22 protein-coding genes are annotated in these 26,105 nt (G+C 69.0%); 12 read left to right on the forward strand and 10 right to left on the reverse strand.

Annotation, left to right across the window (positions count from 1 at the left end; translation table 11 throughout):
- Nucleotides 1-8 precede the first annotated feature (8 nt).
- The 3 genes from ABTY20_RS12495 to ABTY20_RS12505 all read left to right on the forward strand — a co-directional run bounded on the left by ABTY20_RS12495 (nt 9) and on the right by ABTY20_RS12505 (nt 3,027).
- Nucleotides 9-1,091, forward strand: coding sequence for an inositol-3-phosphate synthase (locus ABTY20_RS12495; protein ID WP_351996950.1), 1,083 nt, complete (start codon nt 9-11; stop codon nt 1,089-1,091).
- A 77-nt stretch (nt 1,092-1,168) separates the two neighbouring features.
- Entirely contained in the window at nt 1,169-2,431 is a 1,263-nt protein-coding gene (locus ABTY20_RS12500; RefSeq protein WP_351996951.1) for an MFS transporter, read from the forward strand.
- 122 nt (nt 2,432-2,553) lie between these two features.
- Complete coding sequence (locus ABTY20_RS12505) at nt 2,554-3,027, forward strand: LppU/SCO3897 family protein (protein ID WP_351996952.1); 474 nt, start codon at nt 2,554-2,556, stop codon at nt 3,025-3,027.
- Between the two features lie 105 nt (nt 3,028-3,132).
- Here ABTY20_RS12505 and ABTY20_RS12510 read toward each other — a convergent pair whose 3' ends face one another.
- Complete coding sequence (locus ABTY20_RS12510) at nt 3,133-4,599, reverse strand: CCA tRNA nucleotidyltransferase (protein ID WP_351996953.1); 1,467 nt, start codon at nt 4,597-4,599, stop codon at nt 3,133-3,135.
- A gap of 200 nt (nt 4,600-4,799) precedes the next feature.
- Here ABTY20_RS12510 and ABTY20_RS12515 point away from each other — a divergent pair, with 200 nt between their 5' ends.
- From ABTY20_RS12515 to trxA, 7 genes are all read left to right on the forward strand, one after another.
- Nucleotides 4,800-7,187 (forward strand): DUF6049 family protein, encoded by a 2,388-nt coding sequence (locus tag ABTY20_RS12515; protein ID WP_351996954.1) that lies wholly within the window; start codon nt 4,800-4,802, stop codon nt 7,185-7,187.
- Nucleotides 7,188-7,231: 44 nt separating this feature from the next.
- Nucleotides 7,232-9,571, forward strand: coding sequence for a murein biosynthesis integral membrane protein MurJ (gene murJ, locus ABTY20_RS12520; protein WP_351996955.1), 2,340 nt, complete (start codon nt 7,232-7,234; stop codon nt 9,569-9,571).
- Between the two features lie 141 nt (nt 9,572-9,712).
- Nucleotides 9,713-11,443, forward strand: coding sequence for a protein kinase family protein (locus tag ABTY20_RS12525; RefSeq protein ID WP_351996956.1), 1,731 nt, complete (start codon nt 9,713-9,715; stop codon nt 11,441-11,443).
- A gap of 30 nt (nt 11,444-11,473) precedes the next feature.
- Complete coding sequence (sigM, locus tag ABTY20_RS12530; RefSeq protein WP_351996957.1) at nt 11,474-12,199, forward strand: RNA polymerase sigma factor SigM; 726 nt, start codon at nt 11,474-11,476, stop codon at nt 12,197-12,199.
- On the forward strand, nt 12,196-13,119 hold the full coding sequence (locus ABTY20_RS12535; protein ID WP_351996958.1) for an anti-sigma factor family protein: 924 nt from the start codon (nt 12,196-12,198) through the stop codon (nt 13,117-13,119). Before sigM ends, ABTY20_RS12535 begins: the two co-directional genes overlap by 4 nt.
- Nucleotides 13,120-13,336: 217 nt before the next feature.
- Nucleotides 13,337-14,305 carry a thioredoxin-disulfide reductase gene (trxB, locus tag ABTY20_RS12540; protein WP_351996959.1) on the forward strand — a complete coding sequence of 323 codons (969 nt, stop codon included), beginning with the start codon at nt 13,337-13,339 and terminating at the stop codon, nt 14,303-14,305.
- A gap of 44 nt (nt 14,306-14,349) precedes the next feature.
- Nucleotides 14,350-14,688, forward strand: coding sequence for a thioredoxin (trxA, locus tag ABTY20_RS12545; RefSeq protein WP_351996960.1), 339 nt, complete (start codon nt 14,350-14,352; stop codon nt 14,686-14,688).
- 87 nt (nt 14,689-14,775) lie between these two features.
- Here the strand turns inward: trxA and ABTY20_RS12550 are convergent, their stop codons facing one another.
- The 9 genes from ABTY20_RS12550 to rpmH form a co-directional block, all read right to left on the reverse strand.
- Nucleotides 14,776-15,393 carry a GNAT family N-acetyltransferase gene (locus ABTY20_RS12550; protein WP_351996961.1) on the reverse strand — a complete coding sequence of 206 codons (618 nt, stop codon included), beginning with the start codon at nt 15,391-15,393 and terminating at the stop codon, nt 14,776-14,778.
- 329 nt (nt 15,394-15,722) lie between these two features.
- Nucleotides 15,723-16,823, reverse strand: coding sequence for a ParB/RepB/Spo0J family partition protein (locus ABTY20_RS12555; RefSeq protein WP_351996962.1), 1,101 nt, complete (start codon nt 16,821-16,823; stop codon nt 15,723-15,725).
- Entirely contained in the window at nt 16,820-17,896 is a 1,077-nt protein-coding gene (locus tag ABTY20_RS12560; RefSeq protein WP_351996981.1) for a ParA family protein, read from the reverse strand. The genes ABTY20_RS12555 and ABTY20_RS12560 overlap by 4 nt, the downstream gene beginning before the upstream one ends.
- A 291-nt stretch (nt 17,897-18,187) precedes the next feature.
- Nucleotides 18,188-18,904 (reverse strand): 16S rRNA (guanine(527)-N(7))-methyltransferase RsmG, encoded by a 717-nt coding sequence (rsmG, locus tag ABTY20_RS12565; RefSeq protein WP_351996963.1) that lies wholly within the window; start codon nt 18,902-18,904, stop codon nt 18,188-18,190.
- A gap of 122 nt (nt 18,905-19,026) precedes the next feature.
- The gene (locus ABTY20_RS12570; protein ID WP_351996964.1) at nt 19,027-19,539 is read right to left on the reverse strand and encodes a Jag family protein; all 513 of its coding nucleotides are present in this window, start codon (nt 19,537-19,539) and stop codon (nt 19,027-19,029) included.
- 15 nt (nt 19,540-19,554) lie between these two features.
- Entirely contained in the window at nt 19,555-20,817 is a 1,263-nt protein-coding gene (gene yidC / locus ABTY20_RS12575; protein WP_351996965.1) for a membrane protein insertase YidC, read from the reverse strand.
- Nucleotides 20,817-21,194: a membrane protein insertion efficiency factor YidD gene (gene yidD, locus ABTY20_RS12580; protein WP_351996966.1), complete on the reverse strand. Its 378-nt coding sequence runs from the start codon at nt 21,192-21,194 to the stop codon at nt 20,817-20,819. Before yidD ends, yidC begins: the two co-directional genes overlap by 1 nt.
- Nucleotides 21,191-21,562 (reverse strand): ribonuclease P protein component, encoded by a 372-nt coding sequence (rnpA, locus tag ABTY20_RS12585; protein ID WP_351996967.1) that lies wholly within the window; start codon nt 21,560-21,562, stop codon nt 21,191-21,193. The genes yidD and rnpA overlap by 4 nt, the downstream gene beginning before the upstream one ends.
- A 21-nt stretch (nt 21,563-21,583) precedes the next feature.
- Nucleotides 21,584-21,721 carry a 50S ribosomal protein L34 gene (rpmH, locus tag ABTY20_RS12590; RefSeq protein WP_003956500.1) on the reverse strand — a complete coding sequence of 46 codons (138 nt, stop codon included), beginning with the start codon at nt 21,719-21,721 and terminating at the stop codon, nt 21,584-21,586.
- 375 nt (nt 21,722-22,096) lie between these two features.
- Here rpmH and dnaA point away from each other — a divergent pair, with 375 nt between their 5' ends.
- Together dnaA and dnaN are read left to right on the forward strand one after the other, a co-directional pair.
- On the forward strand, nt 22,097-24,037 hold the full coding sequence (gene dnaA / locus ABTY20_RS12595; protein WP_351996968.1) for a chromosomal replication initiator protein DnaA: 1,941 nt from the start codon (nt 22,097-22,099) through the stop codon (nt 24,035-24,037).
- 885 nt (nt 24,038-24,922) lie between these two features.
- Nucleotides 24,923-26,053, forward strand: a complete 1,131-nt coding sequence (dnaN, locus tag ABTY20_RS12600; protein WP_351996969.1) for a DNA polymerase III subunit beta — start codon at nt 24,923-24,925, stop codon at nt 26,051-26,053.
- Nucleotides 26,054-26,105: the final 52 nt, after the last annotated feature.

Consider the following 26,105-nt stretch of genomic DNA (forward strand, 5'->3'; position numbering starts at 1 on the left):
CAACCGGAATGGGTTCGGTTCGCGTAGCCATCGTCGGCGTGGGCAACTGCGCCGCATCGCTGGTGCAGGGCGTCGAGTACTACAAGGACGCCGACCCGGCGTCCAAGGTCCCGGGCCTGATGCACGTCCAGTTCGGCGACTACCACGTCCGTGACATCGAGTTCGTCGCCGCCTTCGACGTGGACGCCAAGAAGGTCGGCCTGGACCTCGCGGACGCCATCGGCGCCTCCGAGAACAACACGATCAAGATCTGCGACGTGCCGAACAGCGGCGTCCAGGTCCAGCGCGGCCACACCCTCGACGGTCTCGGCAAGTACTACCGGGAGACCATCGAGGAGTCCGCCGAGGAGCCGGTCGACGTCGTCCAGGTCCTCAAGGACAAGCAGGTCGACGTCCTCGTCTGCTACCTGCCCGTCGGTTCCGAGGACGCGGCGAAGTTCTACGCCCAGTGCGCCATCGACGCCAAGGTCGCCTTCGTCAACGCCCTCCCGGTCTTCATCGCCGGCACCAAGGAGTGGGCGGACAAGTTCACCGAGGCGGGCGTCCCGATCGTCGGCGACGACATCAAGTCCCAGGTCGGCGCCACCATCACGCACCGCGTCATGGCGAAGCTGTTCGAGGACCGGGGCGTCGTCCTGGACCGCACGATGCAGCTGAACGTCGGCGGCAACATGGACTTCAAGAACATGCTCGAGCGCGACCGCCTCGAGTCCAAGAAGATCTCCAAGACGCAGGCCGTCACCTCGCAGATCCCCGACCGGGACCTCGGCGAGAAGAACGTCCACATCGGCCCGTCCGACTACGTCGCCTGGCTGGACGACCGCAAGTGGGCCTACGTCCGCCTGGAGGGCCGCGCGTTCGGTGACGTCCCGCTGAGCCTGGAGTACAAGCTCGAGGTCTGGGACTCCCCGAACTCCGCCGGTGTCATCATCGACGCCCTGCGCGCCGCGAAGATCGCCAAGGACCGGGGCATCGGCGGCCCGATCCTCTCGGCGTCCTCGTACTTCATGAAGTCCCCGCCGGTGCAGTACTTCGACGACCAGGCCCGTGAGAACGTCGAGAAGTTCATCAAGGGCGAGGTCGAGCGCTAGGACCTCCCGCTGCGGGCAGTCGAGGGTCTCCGGGTCGCATGGCCCGGAGACCCTCTCCGTATGTGAGGCTGTGCTCCATGGCCGTCGTCCGTGACCTGCGCGTTCTGCTGCGTTTCCAGGGCTTCAGGCGCCTGCTCGCCGTCCGGCTGCTCTCCCAGGGCGCCGACGGCGTCTTCCAGGTCGCGCTCGCCGCCTATGTGGTCTTCTCCCCCGAGAAGCAGACGTCGGCGACGGCGATCGCCTCCGCGATGGCGGTGCTGCTCCTCCCGTACTCCGTGGTCGGCCCCTTCGCGGGGGTCCTCCTGGACCGCTGGCGCCGCCGCCAGGTCTTCCTGTACGGCAACCTGCTGCGCGCCCTGATGGCCTCGGTGACCGCCCTCCTGATCGTCGGCCGGGTACCCGACTGGCTTCTCCTCGCCGCCGCCCTGTGCGTCACCGGCGTCAACCGCTTCGTCCTCGCCGGGCTCTCCGCCGCGCTGCCGCGCGTGGTGGACACCGAACGGCTGGTCGTCGCCAACTCCCTGTCCCCGACGGCCGGAACGCTCGCCGCGACCGCGGGCGGCGGTCTCGCCTTCGCCGTCCGCCTGGTCGTCGCCGACTCGGACGCGGCCGTGGTGCTCGTGGGCGCCGCGCTGTACCTGTGCGCGGCCCTGGCGTCGCTGCGCATGGCGAGGGAACTGCTGGGACCGGACCGGGCGTTGACACATCCCCGGCTGACCACGGCGCTCACCGGAACGGCACGCGATCTCCTGGCGGGCATACGGCACCTCGCCGCGCCCCGGCGCCGGGAGGCCGCCTGGGCACTCACGGCGATGTCGCTCATGCGGTTCTGCTACGGCGCGATGCTCGTCATGCTGCTGATGCTCTGCCGGTACGCCCTGGCATCGACCACCGACGAGGGGCTCGCCCTGCTGGGACTGGCGCTGGGTGTGTCCGGGGCCGGCTTCTTCGTCGCGGCCGTCCTCACGCCCTGGGCCGCGGGGAGGCTCGGCCCCGGCCGCTGGATCGTGGTGTGCGCCGCGACGGCGGCCGTGCTGGAGCCCTTGCTCGGACTGCCCTTCGCCTCCGCTCCCTTGCTGGCCGGCGCGTTCGTCCTGGGGCTGACCACCCAGGGCGCGAAGATCGCCACGGACACCCTCGTCCAGGCCTGTGTCGACGACGACTTCCGCGGCCGGATCTTCTCCGTGTACGACGTCCTGTTCAACGTGGCCTTCGTCGGAGCCGCGGGAGTGGCCGCCCTGATGCTCCCGCCGGACGGCCGATCGGTCCCACTGGTGGTAACGATCGCCGTTATCTACGGAGCGGTAGCTGCCGCTATGGCCCGTTTTAAGCGCCAGTAAGTGTCACATCAACGCCACAGAGCTTTATAGGGCTACAGAGTTGTCAGTGTGGGCCGGTAGCTTACGTGCGTCTTATCAACGCGTCTTCTGCGCCACGCACCCATGTTCCAGGGGGACCTCACGTGACCACTCCGCCGCCTCAGGGCAATCCGTTCGCCCAGAACCAGCAGCAGCCCTACGGCCAGCCCCAGGGCCAGACCGCCTTCCCGCAGCAGGCGGGCCAGCCCGGGTTCCCCCCGCCCGGCGCTCCGGTCCCCCCGCCGGCTCCCGCCAAGCGCTTCAGCAAGAAGGCGCTGCGCATCGTCGGCTTCATCGTCATCGCGGTGCTCATCGCCGTGGGCAAGTGGTTCTTCGGCCAGACCGACGCCGAGACCACGTCCGTGGGCAGCTGCATGCACAACGAGGGCACACAGGTCAGCCCGGACCTCAAGACGGTCGACTGCTCCTCGAGTGACGCCCAGTACAAGGTCGTCGAGAAGTTCGACGACACCAGCGACGACAGCAAGTGCGAGGCCGTCAAGGAGGCGACGATCTCCTACTACCAGACGGGCGACAGCAGCCACAACGTGGTCCTCTGCCTCAAGGAAGTGAAGTAACACCTCCACAGAGGCTTCGAGGGGTGGTGTTTCACGTGAAACACCACCCCTCATTCATGCCCGCAGGGCGATGTTTCACGTGAAACATCGCCCCGTCCCACGCTCTCAGCCCTGCTGCCCGGCCCACCACTCCTTGAGTGCGGCCACCGCCGCGTCGTGCTCCATCGGGCCGTTCTCCAGCCGGAGCTCCAGCAGGTGCTGGTACGCCTGACCGACGGCCGGGCCCGGCTTGACGCCGAGGATCTCCATGATCTGGTTGCCGTCGAGGTCCGGGCGGATGGCGTCCAGCTCCTCCTGCTCCTGGAGCTGGGCGATGCGCTCCTCCAGGCCGTCGTACGCACGGGAGAGCGCGGCGGCCTTGCGCCGGTTGCGCGTGGTGCAGTCCGAGCGGGTCAGCTTGTGGAGCCGGCCGAGGAGCGGCCCGGCGTCACGGACATAGCGGCGCACGGCGGAGTCCGTCCACTCTCCCGTGCCGTAGCCGTGGAAGCGCAGATGGAGCTCGACGAGACGCGAGACGTCCCTCACCAGCTCGTTGGAGTACTTGAGCGCCGTCATGCGCTTCTTCGCCATCTTCGCCCCGACCACTTCGTGGTGGTGGAACGAGACGCGGCCGTCCTTCTCGAAACGCCGTGTGCGCGGCTTGCCGATGTCGTGCAGCAGGGCCGCCAGGCGAAGGGTCAGATCGGGGCCGTCCTCCTCCAGGGCCATCGCCTGCTCCACGACGATCAGCGTGTGGTCGTAGACGTCCTTGTGCCGGTGGTGCTCGTCCCGCTCCAGGTGCAGGGCCGGCAGCTCGGGCAGCACGTACTCGGCGATCCCGGTGTCCACGAGCAGGGACAGCCCCTTGCGCGGGTGGGCGGAGAGGATCAGCTTGTTCAGCTCGTCCCGCACCCGCTCGGCGGAGACGATCTCGATGCGCCCGGCCATCTCCTTCATCGCCGTGACGACCTCGGGCGCCACCTCGAAGTCGAGCTGGGCGGCGAACCGCGCGGCCCGCATCATCCGCAGCGGATCGTCCGAGAAGGACTCCTCGGGCGTACCCGGGGTGCGCAGCACCCGCGCGGCCAGGTCGGCGCGGCCGCCGTGCGGGTCGATGAACCGCTTCTCCGGCAGCGCCACGGCCATCGCGTTCACCGTGAAGTCACGGCGGGCCAGGTCCTCCTCGATGGAGTCTCCGTAGGACACCTCCGGTTTGCGCGAGGTGCGGTCGTACGCTTCCGAGCGATAGGTGGTCACCTCGATCTGGAAGCTTCGGTCGGCTTCCCCGACACGGGCCTCCTTCTGCGCACCGACCGTGCCGAAGGCGATCCCGACGTCCCAGACGGCGTCCGCCCAGGGGCGCATGATCTTCAGTACGTCCTGCGGACGGGCATCGGTCGTGAAGTCCAGATCGTTGCCGAGACGGCCGAGCAGCGCGTCCCGCACCGAACCGCCCACCAGGGCGAGTGAGAACCCGGCCTCCTGGAAGCGGCGGGCGAGGTCGTCGGCGACAGGGGCGACCCGCAGCAGTTCACTCACGGCGCGGTCCTGCGCCTGGCTCAGGACACTGGTTTCTTCGTTGGCGTTCGGCACAACAGAAGAGGGTACGTGGCCCGGACAACCGGGAGCGCCCTTCCGACGTGCCCACGGACACCCCCGCCGATAAGGGACAAGGCCCGAGCCCTCCTGATCTTGCGGACCGGTCCGCGGCACTTCCCCCCGGCGGGCATCGTTACCATGCGTGGACGCACAGGACGACGACACACTGACGAAGACGAGGGACGGGCGAGCGCGTGGCCGAGGCGGCGGACTTCCAGGGGACGAATCCCTCACCTGCCCGTCGCTGGTTGCGGCGCACCGGAGTCCTGCTCACCGGAGTGCCCCTGCTGGCCGGGCTCCTCCAGCTGCCCGCCGCGCCTCCCGCGGAGGCCACCGGGGCGGACGCGTCACAGGCAGCCTCCGGCGCCGGACCGGTCTCCGTCTCGGTCGACGCCCTCACCCCCGGAGCTCCCACCGAGGGCGACACCGTCACCGTCTCCGGGACGGTGACCAACAAGGGCAGGCAGGACGTCACCGACGCCCACGTGGGGCTGCGTGTGGGGCCGCTGCTGAACACCCGATCGGGTATCGACGGCGTCGCCAAGAACAGCACCGACGTGCAGAGCGTCATCGGGCCGGAGGTCGGCGACAAGTACACCGAGGAGTTCGACAAGCTCACCCCCGGCGTCTCGCAGCCCTTCACCCTCTCGGTGCCGGTGAACAAGCTGGATCTCGGTGAGGACGGCGTCTACCAGCTGACCGTGGCGCTCTCCGGGCAGACCTCCGCGCAGCCGTGGCCGCAGACCCTCGGCGTCCAGCGGACGTTCCTGCCGTGGCAGCCCGACGAAACCTCCACGAAGACGAAGACGACGTTCCTGTGGCCGCTGGTCTCCACCGTCCACATGACGGCGGAAACCGGCTCGGACGAACAGCAGACACCCCTTTTCCACGACGACGAACTCGCCGAGGAGATCTCCCCGGGCGGCCGGCTGGACCGGATGGTGGCGCTCGGCGAGGGCCTCGACGTCACCTGGGTGGTCGACCCGGACCTGTTGGCGTCCGTCGAAGCCATGACCGACCGTTACGAGGTGTCCGGCGAGGGTGACGAACCCGTCGTCGGCGGCCACCAGGAGGTCGCCAAGCGCTGGCTCACCGAGGTGCAGAAGGCCGTGACCGACAAGGAGGTCGTCGCGCTGCCGTTCGGCGACCCCGATCTGGCCTCCCTCGCGCACAACGGCACGTCCGTCACCGGCTCGCTGAGCCACCTCAAGGAAGCCACCGACGTCGCCTCCAGGACCGTGGAGGCGATCCTCCACGTCAAACCCCTCACGGACTTCGCCTGGCCCGTCGACGGCGCCGTCGACCCCTCCATCGTCAAGGTCGCCACATCCGCCGGAGCCGACAAGGTGATCGCCCGCAGCGACACCTTCGAGGAGACCGCCGGACTGCTGTACACGCCCTCCGCACCCCGGCCCATCGGCGGCGGCACCACGGCCGTCGTCGCGGACGCACGGCTGTCCACGGCGTTCCAGGGCGACATGACCAAGGCCTCCACCTCCACGCTCGCGGTACAGCGGTTCCTGGCCCAGAGCCTGGCCCTCGACCTGCAGACGGGGGAGCGGCGCAGCGTGGTCGTCGCACCGCAGCGCACACCGTCCGCGAGCCAGGCCCGGACGATGGCCGAGGCGCTCGGGATCCTCCAGGACGGAGGCTGGTCCGAGTCGCAGGACCTCATGGCGGCCGCCAGGGCCGAACCGGACCCCGCCGCCGCCACCAAGGTGCCCCCGGCCTCCTCGTACCCCTCCTCCCTGCGCAAGCGCGAGCTGCCGCGGACGACGTTCGAGCAGATCCAGAGGACGCAGGCCAAGCTCGACAAGTTCAAGGTGATCCTCTCCGACCAGTCCCGGGTGGTGACCCCGTTCGGACGCGCCCTGAACCGGGCGATGTCCGTGTCCTGGCGGGGCCGGCAGGCGGAGGCGGCGGTCTACCGGAGCGGCGTCGAGGCCTATCTCGACACCCTCACCGGCCGGGTCAGACTGATCGACAAGTCGGAGATGAAGCTCTCCGGCCGCAGTGCCACCATCCCCGTGACGGTCCAGAACAATCTGGTGCAGGGCGTCGAACACCTGGTGCTGCGGCTCACCTCGACCAGCCCGACCCGTCTCGAGATCGACGGGGGCGCCTACGAGGAGCAGCCCGTCACGGTCTCCGGCGGCCACAGCCAGTCGGTGAAGTTCACCACGTCCGCCAACGCCAACGGACGGGCGACGGTGATCGCCCAGCTGTACACGCAGGACGGTCAGAAGTACGGCGAGCCCGTCACCTTCGACGTGAAGGTCACCGAGATCACCGCCACGGTGATGCTGGTGATCGGCGGCGGCGTCCTGCTGCTCGTCCTCGCCGGCTTCCGTATGTACACCCAGCGCAAGCGGGCCGCGGCCCGCGAGGCCGAGGAGCAGGACCGTGGGGCCGACGGGGACACCGACGGTCCGCAGAACCCGGAAGCCGCACAGGAGCGTCCCACCCCGGAGTCCGGGGCGGACGCGCGGACGGACGCCCCCGAGCAGCCGAGTGACCCGGCACCGGACACCGCACCGGAGAAGGCCGGCCCGTCCGGCACGGGTGAGAGAGTGGACCGTTGAGGATGTCGTGGCCGGTCGGCCCGGGACGATGAGGTGGGGTAACCATGAACGCGCCGTACGACGGTGACCGCGGCCATGCCGCGGGCAACTCGGGCCATCCCGAGTCGGACCCCCCGCAGGGTCCGCCGCCCGGGCACGGCCAGGTGCCGCAGCCGCCCGCCGACCCGTACCTCCAGGACGCCTACGACCAGGACCCCTACCGGGCGCAGGACCTCGCCGCCCAGGACCCGGTCGCCGAGGCGCTCTACGACCGCGCCGCGCACCCGCCGCCCCCGCCCGGCGCCCACCCCCCGCAGCAGCCGCTGTACGGGCAGCCGCCCCGGTCCCCGTACGCTCCCGACCCGCGGGTGTGGGCCCAGACCCCCGCGCCGGAGCCGGACGGACCGACGCAGTACCTGCCGTACGGCGACGACCCGCGCACCACGCAGTTCGTGGGCGTGGACGACCTGGTCGGCCGGACCGGCGACCAGCACCACGAGCCGGACGCCTTCGCCCATCTCTTCCGCGACCAGCAGCAGAGCGGCGCCTTCCCCGACCAGCAGCAAGGTGGCGGGTACCCCCAGCAGCAGGGTGGCGGTTACCCCCAGCAGCACGGTGGCGGACACCCGGGCCATCCGCCGGCGAGCGGCCTGCAGCCCTACGCGCCGGTGCCGGGGCCGGCGTCCTCGACACCCGGCCACTACGCGGGAGCCACTCCGCCGCCCGTCGCGGAGGCTCCCGCACCGGAACCGGCTCCCGCCGCCCCGAAGAAGGGCGGCCGGGCCGGAGGACTGCTGAAGTCGAGCGCCGTGATGGCGGCGGGCACGATGGTGTCCCGTCTCACGGGGTTCGTCCGGTCCGCGATGATCGTCTCGGCGCTCGGCCTCGCGTTGCTGGGCGAGTCCTTCCAGATCGCGTACCAGCTGCCGACGATGATCTACATCCTGACCGTCGGCGGTGGTCTCAACTCCGTCTTCGTGCCGCAGCTCGTGCGGGCGATGAAGGACGACGAGGACGGCGGGGAGGCGTACGCCAACCGCCTGCTGACACTGGTGATGGTGGCCCTGGCCGCGCTCACCGCCCTCGCCTGGCTGGCCGCCCCCCTCCTGGTGCGCGCCCTGTCGGTCCCGGTCGCCGACGACCCCGCGGCCAACGACGTCGCGGTCACCTTCACCCGCTACTTCCTGCCCTCGATCTTCTTCATGGGCATCCACGTGGTGATGGGTCAGATCCTCAACGCCCGCGGCCGGTTCGGCGCGATGATGTGGACCCCGGTCCTGAACAACATCGTCATCATCGTCACGCTCGGCACGTTCATCTGGGTCTACGGCACCGCCGCGGACTCGCAGATGAAGGTCACCAACATCCCGCCGGAGGGCCTGCGCCTGCTGGGCGTCGGCGTCCTGCTCGGCCTCGTCGTCCAGGCCCTGGCCATGATCCCGTACCTGCGCGAGACCGGGTTCCGCATCCGCCTGCGCTTCGACTGGAAGGGTCACGGGCTCGGCAAGGCCGCCATGCTCGCCAAGTGGACCATCCTGTTCGTCCTCGCCAACCAGGCGGGCGCGCTGGTGGTCACCCAGTTGGCCACCGCGTCGGTCAAGGACACGGACATCGCCGGCACGGGCTTCAGCGCCTACTCCAACGCCCAGCTGATCTGGGGTCTGCCCCAGGCCATCATCACCGTCTCCCTGATGGCCGCCCTGCTGCCCCGCATCTCCCGCTCGGCGGCCGAGGACGACGCCGGCGCCGTCCGCGACGACATCTCCCAGGGCCTGCGCACCACGGCCGTCGCGATCGTGCCGATCGCCTTCGGCTTCGTCTCGCTCGGCATCCCGATGTGCACGCTGATGTTCGGCTCCTCGGGCACCGGAGCCGCCACCAACATGGGCTACATGCTGATGGCCTTCGGCCTCGGCCTGATCCCCTACTCCGTGCAGTACGTCGTCCTGCGCGCCTTCTACGCGTACGAGGACACCCGGACCCCCTTCTACAACACGGTCATCGTGGCCGCGGGCAACGCGATCGCCTCGGGCGTCTGCTACGTCGTGCTCCCGGCCCGCTGGGCCGTGGTCGGCATGGCCGCCTCGTACGGCCTGGCCTACGTGATCGGGGTCGGCATCGCCTGGAACCGGCTGCGCAAGCGACTGGGCGGGGACCTGGACGGCGCCCGGGTGCTGCGGACCTACGCCCGGCTGTGCATCGCCTCCGTTCCCGCCGCGCTGCTCAGTGGCGCGGCCTGCTACGGGGTCGTGCAGACGCTCGGCCAGGGCGCCGTGGCCTCGCTCGCGGCACTGCTGGCCGGTGGGGCCGTACTGTTCGGAGTCTTCTTCGTGGCCGCCCGCCGGATGCGGATCGAGGAAGTCAACTCGCTGGTGGGTATGGTGCGCGGACGCCTTGGACGCTGAAGCAGCGGGTAGGCGCACAACCATCGTCGGCCACTGTGTGTCGTGCATAGCGGCGGACTGTGGGCACAATTGGTCTCGGCGTCGAACGGCGCGCGACGGACGCCGGCCGACGCGCATGGGATGGGGAGGCAGGGAACGACGGTGGCCGAACGGAGCACAGCTGCCGTCGACGTGGCAGACGACAGCGGCAAGCAGCCGCTGACCGCACAGGCGGACCAGTCCACGGCCGACGGGGTGGCCCAGAACCGGGAGCGGGACACGGACAACGACGAGGCACAGGAGGACAGCGGCGCCGGTGGCCCCGCGAAGACCTCGCCGCCTGAACTGCACAGCGGTCACAAGCTCGCCAGACGCTACCGCCTCGAGGAGTGCGTCACCCGTCTGGACGGATTCAGCAGTTGGCGTGCCGTGGACGAGAAGCTCCGCCGCGCCGTGGGCGTGCACATCCTGCCCGCGGACCACTCGCGCGCCCGGTCCGTCCTGGCCGCGGCCCGCTCCTCCGCCCTGCTGGGCGACCCGCGCTTCGTCCAGGTACTGGACGCCGTCGAGGAGAACGACGTCGTCTACGTCGTGCACGAATGGCTCCCCGACGCCACCGAACTGACCACGCTCCTGGCGACCGGACCACTGGAGGTGTACGACGCCTACCAGATGGTCAGTCAGGTCTCGGCCGCCATGGCCGCGGCCCACCGCGAGGGCCTCGCCCATCTCCGCCTGAACCCCAACGCGGTCCTGCGCACCTCGACCGGCCAGTGGCGCATCCGCGGCCTGGCGGTGAACGCGGCGCTGCGCGGCATCAGCTCCGACACCCCGCAGCGTACCGACACCGAGTCCATCGGCGCCCTGCTCTACGCGGCGCTGACCCAGCGCTGGCCGTACGAGAGCGACGCCTACGGCCTGTCAGGGCTGCCGAAGGACATCGGGCTGATCCCACCCGACCAGGTACGCGCCGGTGTCCACCGTGGACTGTCCGAGCTGGCCATGCGCGCGCTCGCCAACGACGGCGCCACGGCCTCGCGCCACGAGTCGGCGTGCACCACGCCCGAGGAGCTGGTGAAGGCGATCGGTGAGATGCCCCGCATCCGCCCGCCGGAGCCCGCGTTCACGACGCCGCCCGACTACCAGCGCACCACCTACCAGCAGGGCACCTACGGCCGGCCGACACCGCATTCCGGCGTCACCCAGCCGGTGCCGCCGCCCCCGCCTCCCCCACTGCAGAGCCGCACGGGCAAGGCGCTGAAGTGGGCCGTCTCGGCCCTGCTGATCGCCGCACTGGGCCTGGGCAGCTGGCAGCTCGCGGACGCGCTCCTGGAACAGGACAAGCAGTCCGACGACACCAACCGGACACAGACGACGGACGGCGGCGACAACGACAAGAAGGACAACAAGCCCAAGCCCGTCAAGCCGCTCGGCATCCAGGGCGCCCAGGAGTACGTGGCCGAGGGCGATGCGCAGCACCCGGGCGACGTGGGCCTGACGTACGACGACAGCACGACGACGGGATGGCGGACCAGCAGCTACACGGACGGTCCGAAGATAGTGATCAAGCCCGGAGTCGGCATCGTCTACGACCTCGGCTCCGACCAGGAGGTGTCGGCCGCGACGCTCTCCCTGCGCTACGCCGGGGATCACACCACCATCAAGCTGTACGCCACCGACTCGCTGAGTTCGTCCACTCCGCTGAGCTCCATGAAGGAGCTGGGCGAGACGACGACGAACAGCACGTCCGCGAAGGTGACGGTCGACAAGCCGGTGAAGAGCCGCTACGTCCTGGTGTGGCTGACCGCGATGCCGTACTCCGGCCACGATTCCGCCCATTACAGCCAGCCCGGTTACAAGCAGGCCATCACCGATATCAAGCTCCTCGGCTGACTGCTCGCCGTTCCCAGGGGAGGAGGTCCGATGACGGACGACAGCGCCTACGGCGACGTCAGTGATCAGGACCTCCTCGTCCGTCATGGGGAGGGCGATCCCGAGGCCTTCGGTGAGCTCGTGCGCCGGCATCGTGATCGGTTGTGGGCCGTGGCCCTGCGGACGCTCGGCGACCGCGAGGAGGCCGCTGACGCCGTTCAGGACGCCCTCGTCTCCGCCTACCGGGCCGCCCACACCTTCCGCGGCCAGTCGGCCGTCACCACATGGCTGCACCGGATCACGGTGAACGCCTGTCTGGACCGCGTCCGCAAAACGGCCTCCCGCAAGACCGCCCCGGTCGACGACACGGAGCGGCTGGAGCAGCTGCTGGAGCCCCACGAGTCCGCCTCCGCGCCCGCGGAGCGCAACGACCTGCACCGCCAGCTCATCGAAGCCATGGGTGTCCTCCCGCCCGACCAGCGGGCCGCGCTCGTCCTCGTGGACATGCAGGGTTACCCGGTCGCCGAAGCCGCCCGTGTCCTCGAGGTGCCCACCGGCACGGTGAAGAGTCGCTGTGCGCGGGGAAGAGCCAGACTCCTGCCCCTGCTCGCCCACCTACGGCCGGACGGCCCCGGTGAGGGCGGGAAACGGGGCGAGGGACGGAACCGGACGCAGGGGACGCCCGTCCCACCCGCAGCGGGCCCGCGGCCGACGGATCCGCCGGACCCAGGATCGAACGACCCGGCTGCAGCGAAGGGCGGAGGTGGGCGAGCGTGACGTCGACGACAGACAGGGTGGAGCACCCGGATGTCGCGGAGATCTCCGACCTGACCGAAGGACTCCTGCCGCCCGCCCGGAGTACCCACGTACGCCGGCATCTGGACGAGTGCGCGCTCTGTGCGGACGTCCATGCCTCACTCGAGGAGATCCGGAGCCTGCTCGGCACGGTGCCGGGCCCGCCCCGTATGCCCGCCGAAGTGGCGAGCCGTATCGACGCCGCCCTGGCCGCGGAAGCTCTGCTGCAGGCCACGGCGCCGGAGTCCGATACCACCGGGGAACCCGCCGGCGTTTCCCACATGTCCGCCGACGACTCCGCGCATGTTTCACGTGAAACACCGGTGCCCCAAAACCGACCCACCGGGCGCCCCCGCTCCACTACGACCGGACCGGGCCGCAAGGGCCGATCGAGCCATGAGCGCCGCCGGATCGCCGTCCTGGGGACCGTGTTCACGGTCGCCGCCCTGGGGCTCGGATCGGTGGTGCTGTCCACCATGAACGACGACACCGGACACGAGGGGATTCCCCCGGCGACAGCCTCGGACACCTTCTCCGAGGGGAAGCTGGAGAAGCAGGTCACCGATCTCCTCGCGCGGAGCCGGCAGGGCCAAGGAGAACTGGAGGGTTCCGGCGCCGCGCGCACCTTCGGGTCGCAGCCGGAGTCCGACGCCGTCCGCCCCAGGGCCCTCAAGGGGCCCGCGGTGCCGAAGTGCATCAGTGACGGCATCGGCCGCAACGACGCCGCGCTCGCCATCGAGAAGGGCACGTACAAGGGGAGGGAAGCGATGCTCGTCGTGCTTCCCGACACCTCGGACGACACGCGTGTGACCGCATATCTCGTCGAGGCGACCTGTGTCGGCAATCCGTCCGCCGCCACCACGGCGAAGGTTCTGCTGAAACACTCCTACACCCGCTCCTGACGTCCGGTACGCGTGCCTCCGGCGGACCGACGCGTGGTCTTCGTCCTCGGGCGATATCCCGTACGGTGTGCGCCTCTGTGCGTCGGCGGCGGGGCCGTACCCGTGTGCCCGGGCACGGCGGGAATGCACGCCCCTTAGGATCCGTTGGACGGGGTGAGAGTTCCGAGAGGAGCTCCCACCGGTCGACCGACGCAGACCAGAGACGAGGAATCAAGCCGTGAGCGACGTCCGTAACGTGATCATCATCGGTTCGGGGCCCGCCGGCTACACGGCGGCGCTCTACACCGCCCGTGCGTCGCTGAAGCCCTTGGTGTTCGAGGGCGCCGTCACCGCCGGCGGCGCGCTGATGAACACCACCGAGGTCGAGAACTTCCCTGGTTTCCAGGACGGCATCATGGGTCCCGAGCTCATGGACAACATGCGCGCCCAGGCGGAGCGCTTCGGTGCCGAGCTCGTCCCGGACGACGTGGTCGCCGTCGACCTGACCGGTGAGGTCAAGACCGTCACGGACACCGCCGGCACGGTCCACCGGGCGAAGGCCGTCATCGTCACCACCGGCTCGCAGCACCGCAAGCTCGGCCTGCCCAACGAGGACGCCCTCTCCGGCCGCGGTGTCTCGTGGTGTGCCACCTGCGACGGGTTCTTCTTCAAGGACCAGGACATCGCCGTGATCGGCGGCGGCGACACCGCGATGGAGGAGGCCACCTTCCTCTCCCGCTTCGCCAAGTCCGTGACGATCGTCCACCGCCGTGACACCCTGCGTGCCTCCAAGGCGATGCAGGAGCGTGCCTTCGCCGACCCGAAGATCTCGTTCGTCTGGGACAGCGAGGTCGCCGAGGTCCTGGGTGACCAGAAGCTCTCGGGCCTGAAGCTGCGCAACGTCAAGACCGGTGAGCTCTCGGACCTGGCGGTGACCGGCCTGTTCATCGCGATCGGCCACGACCCGCGCACCGAGCTCTTCAAGGGCCAGCTGGAGCTGGACGAAGAGGGCTACCTGAAGGTCGACGCGCCCTCGACGCGCACGAACCTCACCGGAGTCTTCGGTGCCGGCGACGTGGTCGACCACACCTACCGTCAGGCGATCACCGCGGCCGGCACGGGTTGTTCCGCCGCCCTCGACGCCGAGCGTTTCCTCGCCGCTCTCGCGGACGAGGAGAAGGCCGAGCCCGAGAAGACCGCTGTCTGACCTCCCCCACCCACCTCACGCACCGATCAGTTAAGGAGCCCGCTGTGGCCGGCACCCTGAAGAACGTGACCGACGACTCCTTCGAGCAGGACGTCCTGAAGAGCGACAAGCCCGTCCTGGTGGACTTCTGGGCCGCCTGGTGCGGTCCGTGCCGTCAGATCGCTCCGTCCCTCGAGGCGATCGCCTCCGAGTACGGGGACAAGATCGAGGTCGTCAAGCTGAACATCGACGAGAACCCGGGTACGGCCGCCAAGTACGGCGTCATGTCCATCCCGACCCTGAACGTCTACCAGGGTGGCGAGGTCGCCAAGACCATCGTCGGCGCCAAGCCGAAGGCCGCGATCGTCCGCGACCTCGAGGAGTTCATCACCGCCGCCAAGTGATGACCGTCCGCCTCGTCGGCGGTGCATGTTTCACGTGAAACACGAATGGGCCGACCCGTCCGGGTCGGCCCATTCGCATGAAGAACGTCAGAGAGGGCGTAGCGCCGGCTCCTTCTGCACGGCCCCGAGCAGCCGGTCCAGCGCCATCTCGACATCTTCCTTCCAGGAGAGCGTCGTCCTCAGCTCCAGTCGCAACCGGGGAAAGGTGGGGTGCTGCCGGACCGTCTTGAAACCCACGGCCAGCAGATGGTCGGCAGGCAGGAGACAGGCTGGCTCCTTCCACCGGGCGTCGCCGAAGGCCTCGATCGCCTTGAAGCCCCGACGCAGCAGGTCCTTCGCCACCGTCTGCACCATCACCCGGCCCAACCCCTGCCCCTGGTACCCCGGCATGATGAACGCGGTCATCAACTGCACCGCATCGGGCGACACAGGACTGGTGGGAAACGCCGTGGAGCGTGGCACATAGGCGGGTGGAGCGTAGAGGACATAGCCCACGGGGACCTCATCGACGTAGACGATCCTTCCGCAGGACCCCCAGTCCAGAAGGACCGCCGAGATCCACGACTCCTTCTCGACCGCGGAGGTGCCGGCCTCTACCGCGGCTTCGCCGCTGACGGGATCGAGTTCCCAGAAGACGCACGAGCGACAGCGTTGGGGGAGATCCGGAAGGTTATCCAGCGTGAGCGGTACGAGCCGACGGCCCATGAAAGCTGTTCCTCGCTTCCTTCGCTCGCTGCCTCGCGGGCGGCTGTCAGAGCGTTCCGTTCCCTGAGCAGGCTGCCGATGAAGCCGCTGACGGCGCCCACTCCCAGCCCCGCACTCACCAATCCGGTGCGGATCGTCATTCGCATGACCCCTGCCTTGTTCCCAGAGGTGCTGCCGGGTGGATGATGCGCCCTGTCCGAACGCATCGTATCCACGCAGCGATTCCCTCGATACCGCCAGAAAGCAAAGGGTGGACCGTTTTCCGGTGCACACCGGACATGGCCCACCCTTGGTCACCCGGTCGACTGCTCGACCGCGCCCGCCTGGAGTCAGGACTCGGTCTCCACGGAGTCGTCGTCCACCAGACTCTTCTGCAGGACGGGGCCCTCACCCGGAGCGAGGGTGCCCAGGATGCGCTCGAGATCCTCCATGGAGGCGAACTCGACGGTGATCTTGCCCTTCTTCTGACCCAGATCGACCTTCACCCGCGTCTCGAAGCGGTCCGAGAGACGTGTCGCCAGATCCGTCAGTGCCGGGGAGACAAGAGACCCCGCCCGCGGCCCCTTGGACCGCTGGGCCTTCTGGGGCCGTGAACCCATCAGAGTCACGATCTCCTCGACCGCCCGCACCGACAGCCCTTCGGCCACGATCCGATGAGCCAGCCGGTCCTGCTCCTCCGCGTCCTCGACGGACAGCAATGCGCGGGCGTGTCCTGCGGACAGCACACCGGCGGCCACCCGACGCTGGACGGTCGGTGACAGCTTCAGCAGACGCAGGGTGTTGGACACCTGCGGCCGGGACCGGCCGATGCGATCCGCCAACTGGTCGTGCGTGCAGTTGAAGTCCTTCAGCAGCTGGTCGTAGGCGGCGGCCTCTTCCAGCGGGTTCAGCTGGGCACGGTGCAGATTTTCCAGCAGCGCGTCCAGGAGGAGCTTCTCGTCCTCCGTGGCCCGTACGATCGCCGGGATCGCCTCGAGCCCCGCCTCATGACAGGCCCGCCATCGGCGCTCACCCATGATGAGCTCATAGCGCTCAGGACCCACCTGCCGTACCACGACCGGCTGGAGGAGACCCACTTCCCTGATGGAAGTGATGAGCTCGGCCAACGCGTCTTCATCGAAGACCTCACGCGGCTGCCGGGGATTCGGCGTGATGGCATCGAGAGGGATCTCTGCGAAGTGTGCCCCCATGGGCGACGCCGACGCGGGTCTGGCGCCGTGAGCCGAAACCTCTTCCGTTTCACGTGAAACATCTGGCAGCGTGGCCACCTTCGCGGCGGCCACTCCCCGCTCGTTCGAGAGTATCGGCACCGCCGCGGAAGACGCCGAAGCGCTTCCCCCGGCCGTGGACGGCGTCACCGTCTTCTCCGTCGGGGCAGCGGGGATCAGTGCGGCGAGACCGCGGCCCAGCCCCCTCCGTCGATCGCTCACTGGACGCCCTCCACCATGCTCGGATCGTTCTGCTGTACGCCGAGGTGGGCCTGCGGTGCGTCATAGCTGACGCCGACACCCCTCAACGCGATCTCTCGTGCCGCCTCGAAGTAGGAGAGGGCACCACTTGATCCAGGATCGTAAGTCAGCACCGTCTGCCCATAACTCGGCGCCTCCGAAATACGGACGGAACGGGGAATGCTCGTCCTCAGCACCTCGTCGCCGAAGTGGGTGCGCACCTCGTCCGCGACCTGCGACGCGAGCCGCGTCCGCCCGTCATACATGGTGAGAAGGATCGTCGACACATGCAGGGTGGGGTTGAGGTGCCCCCGCACCAGGTCGACATTGCGCAGCAGCTGCCCCAGCCCCTCCAGCGCGTAGTACTCGCACTGGATCGGAATCAGGACCTCCTGGCCGGCCACCATCGCGTTGACCGTCAGCAGGCCGAGCGAGGGCGGGCAGTCGATGAGGATGTAGTCCAGCGGCTGCTCGTATGCCTGGATCGCCCGCTGCAGTCGGCTTTCCCGTGCCACCAGCGACACCAGCTCGATCTCCGCACCGGCGAGATCGATCGTAGCGGGCGCGCAGAAGAGCCCTTCGACATCGGGGACCGGCTGGACGACTCCGGCGAGCGGCTTGCTCTCCACCAGGACGTCATAGATGGAGGGAACCTCGGCATGGTGGTCGATCCCCAGGGCCGTCGACGCATTGCCCTGGGGATCGAGGTCGATCACCAGAACACGGCTGCCGTGGAGAGCGAGCGACGCGGCAAGGTTGACGGTGGTCGTCGTCTTGCCGACACCGCCCTTCTGATTGGCGACCACGATGACCCGGGTCTGCTCGGGCCGCGGCAGGCCCTCGCCGGTCCGCCCCAGAGCCTCCACCGCCAGTTGGGCAGCACGACCGATGGGAGTGTCGTCCATCGGAGGCGGTGTTTCACGTGAAACATCCGCTCCCGTTGATTCGGTACGGGGACCGGGGACCGGATCGGTCATCGGTCCCGCGATGTTGGCGTCGGACCGCAAGGATTCACTCTCCTCGACTTCAGGCTCGCTATGAACAGAGCCTCCCATGCCTGCGGGGTCATGAACCAGTGAGCCCTGGCGTTCTGTGGAGAAATCCACCTCTGTGGACAACTCCGTGCTCCCTGAAGAGGCGGATCTCTCACCGGACCCAGGAGCCTCTCCGAGTGAACCGAGAGGCTTCCGTTCACGTGGTTCGGCCGCAGCGCGGCCCCGATTGATGATGCCGTGCAGCAGTGAGCGACGTTTCACGTGAAACACGATGCACAGCGGCCGAGACGGTACAGCCGCGACACTCCGACATGCATGGGTTCGGCAGCTTGTGTGGAGTACGTCCGGCGCTCAGCGCCGACGCCTGACCCGTCCCGTGCGAGCGGCCTTCGCGCGCTTCGCCGCGAACCGCACACCGCCCGGGCTCTCCCCGACCTCGACCCGCACCACTGTGGACATCGGGTCCACGACGCCCTCACCCACCTGCACGATGGACGTCTCCACCGCACCGAGCTTGCTCAACGCCGTCGTCGCGCTCTTCAGCTCCTCCTCGGCGGTGTCGCCCTTGAGCGCCAGCATCTCCCCGTAGGGTCGCAGCAGAGGAACGCCCCATGTGGCGAGGCGGTCGAGCGGAGCCACGGCGCGCGCCGTCACCACATGGACCGGAGGCAGCTTTCCCATGACCTCCTCGGCCCGGCCGCGCACGACCGTCACATGGTCCAGGCCGAGCAGTTCCACGACCTCGGTCAGGAAGTTGGTACGTCGCAGCAGTGGCTCCAGCAGAGTGATCTTGAGATCCTCCCGGACCAGTGCCAGGGGAATGCCCGGCAGGCCGGCGCCCGAGCCCACATCGCACACCGTCACGTTCTCGGGCACGACCTCTGAGAGCACCGCACAGTTCAGCAGGTGCCGCTCCCACAGGCGGGGCACCTCGCGTGGTCCGATCAGACCGCGCTGCACACCCGCCTCGGCGAGCAGCTCCGCGTACCGGACCGCGTCCTCGAAGCGATCACCGAACACCTCGCGTGCCTGCTCGGGCGCGGGGGGAAGCTCCGCTGCCTCCGTCACGGGGGGACCGTCCTTCCGTACTGTGCCGGCACGGGGCGCCGACACCAGACCACAGAACTATCAGGCTGACAAAGTTCGGCCCCGTCTGCGCAACAGACGGGGCCGATGGAACGTGGAACCGATCAGGCGGGCAGCACGACGACGAAGCGCTGCGGCTCCTCGCCCTCGGACTCACTGCGCAGGCCGGCCGCCTTGACCGCGTCATGCACGACCTTGCGCTCGAACGGCGTCATCGGGTCCAGCCTCACGGCCTCGCCGCTGCTCCTGGCCTCGGCCGCGGCCTTGGCGCCGAGCTCGGACAGCTCGGTGCGCTTCTTGGCCCGGTAGCCGGCGATGTCGAGCATGAGACGGCTGCGGTCCCCGGTCTCCCGGTGCACGGCCAGCCGCGTGAGCTCCTGGAGCGCCTCCAGCACCTCACCGTCACGGCCCACCAGCTTCTGCAGGTCACGGCTGCCCGTGTCGCTGATGATCGAGACGGAGGCGCGGTCGGCCTCGACGTCCATGTCGATGTCGCCGTCGAGGTCGGCGATGTCGAGCAGACCCTCCAGATAGTCCGCCGCGATCTCGCCCTCCTGCTCCAGGCGGGTCAGGGTGTCTGCGCCCTCGGCAGCGGCGGAGGTGGTGCCTTCCGTCACGGGATGGACTCCTTCTTACTTCTTGGACGGGGACTTGGGCCGCTGCGGACCCTTGCGCTGCCCGGACTGGGCCCTGCTGCGGGTACCGCCGGCGGGCTTGGCGTCGCCCTTCTTGGCAGGGGCGGCGGGCTTGGCGTCCTCGGGCTCGTCGGACTTGGTCAGCGAGGTGGGCTCACCGGCCGTCTTGGCCGTGCCGGACTGACGCTGGGCCTTGGTCTGCCGCTTGGGCTGCTGCCGCTTGGCGGCGGCTCCGGCGGCGACGTCCTCGGCCTGGGCGGCGGCCGTGCTCTCGCTCTTGATCACCGTGCCGTCGGCCTGGGCCGCGAGCCCCGACTTGTTCAGGCCGTTGATGAACTTGCGCTCGTACTCGTTGCGGTCCCGGCCCTTGGCCACGATGGCCTTGACGATGGCGCGCTCACCGCGGCCGCGGGTCCTGCCGTGCTTGGCGACGCTCTTGGAGAGGCGCTCCAGGTAGGCGGCCTGCGCCTTGGAACCCGGCGTGGGGTTGTTGTGGATGACGTACATCTGCTGGCCCATGGTCCACACGTTGGTGGTCAGCCAGTAGACGAGGACACCGACCGGGAAGTTGATGCCGAAGACGGCGAAGATGATGGGGAAGACGTACATCAGCATCTTCTGCTGCTGCATGAACGGCGTCTTCACCGTGGTGTCGACGTTCTTCGTCATCAGCTGGCGCTGCGTGTAGAACTGCGACAGCGACATCAGGACGATCATGATCGCCGTGACGACACGGACATCGGTCAGCGAGGAGTTGAGCGCCTCGACCTTCTCCGAGCTGTCCGTGAACTTCGCCGCGAGCGGGGCACCGAAGATGTGGGCCTTCTGCGCGCTCTCCAGCAGACGCTCGTTGATCACACCGATGGTGTCGTTCGACGCGATGCTGTTGAGCACGTGGTAGAGGGCGAAGAAGAACGGCGACTGCGCCAGGATGGGAAGGCACGAGGAGAGCGGGTTGGTGCCCGTCTCCTTGTACAGCTTCATCATCTCTTCGGACTGACGCTGCCGGTCGTTCTTGTAGCGCTCCTGGATCTTCTTCATCTCCGGCTGGAGCGTCTGCATCGCGCGCGTCGCCTTGATCTGCTTCACGAAGAGCGGGATCAGGCAGATACGGATCAGAATCACCAGGGACACGATCGACAGGCCCCAGGCCCACCCCGTGTCGGGGCCGAAAATGGCGCCGTACACGCTGTGGAACTGGACGATGACCCAGGAGACAGGTGTCGTGATGAAGCTGAAGAGGCTGGCAATCGTGTCCACTAATCATGCTCCTTGGGCATGGACGAGGTCTCTGCGGCCGGGCTCGAAGGACTCGCCGGACCTGTGGGAGAGGTCCACCCCTCGGTGGCCGGTTCGGCGGCGGAGGTCCCGCCCCTGCGTGCACGCCAGGCGTCACGCAACATTTCGTGCCACCGCGGGCGCTTGCGCGGCGGGACATGGTCCACACCGCCCAACGACCACGGATTGCACCGGAGGATGCGCCAGGCCGTGAGCACCGTGCCCTTGACGGCACCGTGCCGGTCTATGGCCGTGTAGCCGTAGCGCGAACACGACGGGTAGTACTTGCACACCGGTCCCAGCAGCGGACTGATCGTCCACTGGTAGATCTTGATCAGGGCCAGCAGCGGGTACTTCATCGGGCGCCCCCTCCCAGCAGCCGCCGCAGGGCGGCGTCCAGGTCTCGGGCCAGTTGTGCGTGGTCGGCGTCACCCGCTCCGGGCAGCGCTCGTACGACTACCAGGCTACCGGGGGGCAACTGGGCCACTCGCTCGCGCATCAGATGGCGAAGCCTGCGCTTCACCTTGTTGCGCACCACCGCACCACCCACGGCCTTGCTCACGACGAAACCCGCACACGACGGGGGAGCGCTCTCCCCAGGCGCATGCGGGTCCGTGGCACCGCTACGAAGATGGACGACGAGGTGCCGACTTCCTGCCCGGCGCCCTCGTCGTACCGCGGTCGCGAAGTCCTCGCGCCGCCTCAGCCGGTTCTCGGTGGGCAGCACGACGGCATGACCTGACCGGGATCAGGCGGACAGACGGGCGCGACCCTTGCTGCGGCGGGACGCGAGAATCGCGCGGCCGGCACGGGTGCGCATACGCAGCCGGAAGCCGTGGGTCTTGGCGCGGCGACGGTTGTTCGGCTGGAAGGTGCGCTTGCTCACTCGGGGGCTCCAGAAAGAATCGGTTTCTGCGGGGTGCCGTCCTGGCTGTCACCGTGCGCCCACGAGTAGCTCGCGTTACGCCCGAGTGCACCGCTGACCGATCACCGTGCGTGATCTGTGCCCATCGGAGGCAGGCGGCAGCAGCCATCGACAACTCGACTTGGTTACGGTACGCGTGGCTGCGCCATTCGGTCAAACCAGCGGCGACCGGGAGACACTTGTCCACAGCCTGGGGACAACAACTTGAACCGTACCCGCCGCGCTGACTACCGTGGCTGAACTCCGATTCGTTCCCTTGACCCTCCACCACCCGATTTACATCCCGACCCGTCCTTCGCATCACACGATCGAGGGGCCTGTGAGAGAGCGTGCCCTGTGGCTGATGTACCTGCCGATCTTGCCGCAGTGTGGCCACGCGTACTGGAGCAACTGCTCGGGGAGGGCCGCGGCCAGGGCGTCGAGGTCAAGGACGAGCACTGGATCCGGCGCTGCCAGCCGCTGGCCCTGGTCGCCGACACGGCGCTGCTCGCCGTGCCCAACGAGTTCGCGAAGGGCGTACTCGAAGGCCGTCTCGCCCCCATCGTCAGCGAGTGCCTGAGCCGTGAGTGCGGACGTCCGATCCGCATCGCGATCACCGTCGACGAGACCGCCGGCGAGCCCGCGCCCCCACCGGCGCCCCGGCCCCAGCCGCGCTACGAGGAACCCGAGCTCCCGGCCACCCGCCAGGACCGCCCCGACCACCTCGAGCGGCCCGACCGGCAGGAACGCGAGCCGTACGAGCCCTACGAGGGATACGGCCGCCGCCGCGCCGACCAGCAGCAGGGCCCCTCCGGCGACCAGCTGCCCACCGCCCGCCCCGCCTACCCGTCGGAGTACCAGCGGCCGGAGCCCGGCGCCTGGCCCCGGCCGGCGCAGGAGGAGTACGGCTGGCAGCAGCAGCGCCTCGGCTTCCCCGAGCGCGATCCGTACGCCACGCCCCCGCAGGACGCCTACGGCTCACAGGACTCGTACGCCGCCCAGGACGGCTACGGCGGTGGCCCGCCCTCGCAGGACTACCGCCCGCAGCCCGTGGACCGGCCGTCCTACGACCCGCAGCGCCCCGACTACGACACGTCACGCGGCGACTACGACCAGCGCGACGCCATGCGCCGCGACCTGCCCGAACCGCCCCCGGGCTCCGGACACGTCCACCGCGGCGGCCCCGTGGGCCCCAACCTGCCCACCACCGGCGCGCCCGGCCCGCTGGCGGCGCAGCCGGCACCGGCCACCGGCCCCGGCGAGCCGACCGCGCGGCTGAACCCGAAGTACCTCTTCGACACGTTCGTCATCGGCGCGTCCAACCGCTTCGCGCACGCGGCCGCGGTCGCCGTCGCCGAGGCGCCGGCGAAGGCCTACAACCCGCTCTTCATCTACGGCGAGTCGGGACTCGGCAAGACCCACCTGCTGCACGCGATCGGGCACTACGCGCGGAGCCTGTACCCCGGCACGCGCGTGCGGTACGTGAGCTCGGAGGAGTTCACCAACGAGTTCATCAACTCCATCCGCGACGGCAAGGGCGACAGCTTCCGCAAGCGCTACCGCGAGATGGACATCCTGCTCGTGGACGACATCCAGTTCCTGGCGGACAAGGAGTCGACCCAGGAGGAGTTCTTCCACACCTTCAACACGCTCCACAACGCCAACAAGCAGATCGTGCTCTCCAGCGACCGGCCGCCCAAGCAGCTGGTCACCCTGGAGGACCGGCTGCGGAACCGTTTCGAGTGGGGCCTGATCACCGACGTCCAGCCGCCGGAACTGGAGACGCGCATCGCGATCCTGCGCAAGAAGGCGGTGCAGGAGCAGCTCAACGCCCCGCCGGAGGTGCTGGAGTTCATCGCCTCCCGGATCTCGCGGAACATCCGTGAGCTGGAGGGCGCGCTGATCCGGGTGACGGCGTTCGCCTCGCTCAACCGGCAGCCGGTCGACCTGGGCCTGACGGAGATCGTCCTCAAGGACCTGATGCCCGGCGGCGACGACTCGACGCCGGAGATCACCTCGACCGCCATCATGGGCGCCACGGCCGACTACTTCGGCCTCACGGTGGAGGACCTGTGCGGCAGCTCCCGGGGCCGCCAGCTGGTGACGGCCCGGCAGATCGCCATGTACCTGTGCCGCGAGCTGACCGACCTGTCGCTGCCGAAGATCGGCGCGCTGTTCGGCGGCCGCGACCACACCACGGTGATGCACGCCGACCGGAAGATCCGCAATCTGATGGCCGAGCGGCGCTCCATCTACAACCAGGTCACCGAGCTCACCAACCGCATCAAGGCCGGCTGAGCGGCCACCGGCCGGACGGACTTCGTCGAGGGCGCCCCCGGAGCGATCCGGGGGCGCCCTTCCGCATGCCCCGGCGCCTCGCCGCCGCGTCGGGTGACCCGGCGCTGTTCGATTCCGATGCCGGGTTACGGCCTTCCTCCACAGATTCGGCGACTTTTTCCCGTCCACATCCTGGGGACCGGGAAGTTGTCCCGATCTTGTCCACAGGGCAGCCTGTCGAGGGATCATCAGGCCAGGTCAGTGTGGTGTGGATACGTGGACAAGCGTTCTCCACAGGCTGTGGACAACCCTTGGGCCCACAACTCGCCCACGGAGTTGTCCACGGGCAACCCACAGGTTGAAGGCGGTTGTCCCCAGTGATTGCCCGGTTCTCCACATGGCTGTCCACTGTTCGGCAACATGACGCGCTTTTTCACCGGAGCGAGTGAAAGGCGTCACATCGGGCTTCAGCAAGGGCCTGTGGGAAAGGGCCGCGATCCTGGGGACGAAGCTGGGGAGAACTCGCCCCTCCCTGTGCACGGGGTGTGCAGAACTTTCCGTTCTCCACAGAGACCCCTAGTTGTCCACGGCCTCCGCCCACAGGACCCGTGGACAAAATAGGTGAGCTGACCTGGGGAAACGGGGTTATCCACGGTATCCACAGGCCCTACTACTACTCCCAACCAGAGAGAGCGAGGAATCCGTTTCGAAGGGGGCCCTGTGCACAACTCGCTGCCTCGGACCCGACTGCCACTCGTCGCGACTTGACCCCGAGGGGCACCTACTGTCAGTGCGGTGCGTCAGACTGGTCCCCGGTGTTCTTCCCCTCCAGGGGCCGACGACACCGAGTCAGACGACGAAGCCAGGCAGGGCGAGAAGCGCCGGCAACAGCAGGAGGCGGCAACAGTGAAGATCCGGGTGGAACGCGACGTACTCGCGGAGGCAGTGGCCTGGGCGGCGCGCAGCCTCCCGGCCCGTCCGCCGGCCCCTGTCCTCGCCGGCCTGCTCCTGAAGGCCGAGGACGGCCAGCTGAGCCTGTCCAGCTTCGACTACGAGGTCTCAGCGCGGGTGTCGGTGGAGGCGGAGACCGAGGAGGAGGGCACCGTCCTCGTCTCGGGCCGGCTGCTGGCCGACATCTCCCGCGCCCTCCCCAACCGGCCGGTGGAGATCTCCACAGACGGTGTACGGGCGACGGTGGTGTGCGGCTCCTCGCGGTTCACCCTCCACACACTGCCTGTGGAGGAGTACCCCGCCCTGCCGCAGATGCCGAACGCGACGGGTACGGTCCCCGGTGAGGTCTTCGCCTCCGCCGTGCAGCAGGTCGCCATCGCGGCCGGCCGCGACGACACGCTGCCCGTCCTCACCGGTGTGCGCATCGAGATCGAGGGCGACACCGTCACGCTGGCCTCCACCGACCGCTACCGCTTCGCGGTCCGCGAGTTCCTGTGGAAGCCGGAGAACCCGGAGGTCTCCGCGGTCGCCCTGGTGCCCGCCAAGACGCTCCAGGACACCGCCAAGGCCCTGACCAGCGGCGACCAGGTGATCCTGGCGCTGTCCGGTTCGGGCGCGGGCGAGGGCCTGATCGGCTTCGAGGGCGCCGGCCGCCGTACCACCACGCGGCTGCTGGAGGGCGACCTCCCGAAGTACCGCACACTGTTCCCGACCGAGTTCAACAGCGTGGCCGTGATCGAGACCGCCCCCTTCGTGGAGGCCGTCAAGCGCGTGGCCCTGGTCGCCGAGCGCAACACCCCGGTGCGGCTGAGCTTCGAGCAGGGCGTGCTCATCCTGGAGGCCGGCTCCAGCGACGACGCACAGGCTGTGGAAAGGGTCGACGCCCAGCTGGAGGGCGACGACATCTCGATCGCCTTCAACCCGACGTTCCTGCTGGACGGCCTGAGTGCCATCGACTCCCCGGTGGCCCAGCTGTCCTTCACCACCTCCACCAAGCCGGCGCTGCTCAGCGGCCGTCCGGCGGTGGACGCGGAGGCGGACGAGGCCTACAAGTACCTGATCATGCCGGTGCGGCTCAGCGGCTGAGGCGCGTCCGCCGCAGTGACCGCCGGGGGCGTGGGGGCGCCCCCGCAGGAGC

This window comes from Streptomyces sp. NPDC126497 (genome assembly GCF_040302425.1).
Classification (GTDB): Bacteria; Actinomycetota; Actinomycetes; order Streptomycetales; family Streptomycetaceae; genus Streptomyces.

What these genes read in the sequence shown, in the direction of transcription:
- ABTY20_RS12550 (WP_351996961.1), bottom strand. Translation starts at nt 15,393, where the DNA reads ATGGGCCGTCGGCTCGTACCGCTCACGCTGGATAACCTTCCGGATCTC.
- ABTY20_RS12560 (WP_351996981.1), bottom strand. Translation starts at nt 17,896, where the DNA reads ATGGGAGGCTCTGTTCATAGCGAGCCTGAAGTCGAGGAGAGTGAATCC.
- sigM (WP_351996957.1), top strand. Translation starts at nt 11,474, where the DNA reads ATGACGGACGACAGCGCCTACGGCGACGTCAGTGATCAGGACCTCCTC.
- ABTY20_RS12495 (WP_351996950.1), top strand. Translation starts at nt 9, where the DNA reads ATGGGTTCGGTTCGCGTAGCCATCGTCGGCGTGGGCAACTGCGCCGCA.
- ABTY20_RS12500 (WP_351996951.1), top strand. Translation starts at nt 1,169, where the DNA reads ATGGCCGTCGTCCGTGACCTGCGCGTTCTGCTGCGTTTCCAGGGCTTC.
- murJ (WP_351996955.1), top strand. Translation starts at nt 7,232, where the DNA reads ATGAACGCGCCGTACGACGGTGACCGCGGCCATGCCGCGGGCAACTCG.
- yidD (WP_351996966.1), bottom strand. Translation starts at nt 21,194, where the DNA reads ATGAAGTACCCGCTGCTGGCCCTGATCAAGATCTACCAGTGGACGATC.